Below are 1167 nucleotides of genomic sequence, written 5' to 3'. Positions count from 1 at the left end.
TACTGAGGTTGAACTCGTGATGTCGCTGGGTTGCTCAGGTGGGTTTGATGGCCAGGCCGGTCTCGGTGAGGCAGCCGTCTATGAGGTCGCTGCGGTACTGGATGTGCCGTAGGCCGCGTCGGATGCGCTGGACGAGGTGTTCGGGTGTGTGGAAGGCGACGTTGGAGAGCCAGCCGCGTCGCAGGAGGGACCAGATTCCCTCGACGGGGTTGAGGTCGGGTGTGTAGGGCGGCAGGTAGTAGATGGTTAGCCAGTCCCGGGCTGTAGCCCATTCCCTCAGGCCGGCGGCCTTGTGGACGTTGAGGTTGTCCCAGACGAGCACGATCGGGCCGCCGAGCTGCTGATGTGCGGCGATCAGCAGGTCGCGGTAGTCGCGCCAGGAGAAGCTTTTGCGTCCGTCGCGTCGGCCGTCGTCCCGGCGTGGCCGGTAGATCAGTCGCGACCTGTGGCCGGGCTTGTAGCAGGTCAGCGCGGCGATCGATATCCGTCTGCGGGATCGGCCGCGGACCCGCACGATGGGGGTCCGGCCGCGCTGGGACCAGGTCCTGGCCTGCGGCGGCGTCATGGAGAATCCGGCCTCGTCCTCGAAGACGAGCCAGGCTCCACGGGCCGCCGCGAGTCTTCCGCGCAGGGCCACACCTCCTTGACCCACCCGGCCACCGCCTCGTCGTCCCGCTCGATCGCGCGTCGCGCCGGAACCTGGCAGGACCAGCCATTGCGCACCAGCAGCTTCCGCACGCCCTGAATCGTGTAGGTCAGATGGAAGCGCCGGCCGATCACCGTCTTCACACGGCTCAGAGTCCAGCGCTGGTCTTCCCAGCCGTGTGCGGCCGGCCCCTTGGCCAGCTCCGCTTCCAACTGCGCGAACTGCTTCTCGCTCAACCTCGGCAACGACGCCGACCCCTGCGACCGCAGAGCCCGCGGACCGCCCTCGTCCCACATCCGCCGCCACCGCTGCACCGACCGGACGCTGACCCGCAGATCCTTGGCGATCACCGAGCTCGCCTCGCCCTGGGCGAACCTCTCGGCCGCCTCGAGCCGTAACGCCTCGCGGAACTGCTGCCGTTCGGCGGTCAGCCCGCCCCCTTGTGGATACCGCATGCACCGGTGATACCGCACAGGCGTCGACCCGTCAGCACCTACGACACCAGGAGTTCAACCTCAGTA

The 1167-nt window shown here is 68.0% G+C and carries 2 protein-coding genes; both read right to left on the bottom strand.

Annotated features, from left to right (window positions below; all coding sequences use genetic code 11):
• Nucleotides 1–34: 34 nt before the first annotated feature.
• The gene (locus AB0947_RS42810; protein WP_366755753.1) at nt 35–565 is read right to left on the bottom strand and encodes a transposase; all 531 of its coding nucleotides are present in this window, start codon (nt 563–565) and stop codon (nt 35–37) included.
• A complete protein-coding gene (locus AB0947_RS42805; RefSeq protein ID WP_366755752.1) occupies nt 562–1101 on the bottom strand; it encodes a winged helix-turn-helix domain-containing protein in 540 nt (179 codons plus the stop codon). The genes AB0947_RS42810 and AB0947_RS42805 overlap by 4 nt, the downstream gene beginning before the upstream one ends.
• Nucleotides 1102–1167 lie beyond the last annotated feature (66 nt).

This window comes from Streptomyces sp. NPDC047841 (assembly GCF_040704085.1).
GTDB lineage: Bacteria > Actinomycetota > Actinomycetes > Streptomycetales > Streptomycetaceae > Streptomyces > Streptomyces argyrophylli.
Note: the sequence above shows the minus strand (reverse complement) of the source record. Positions and strands in the feature narration are given on the sequence as shown.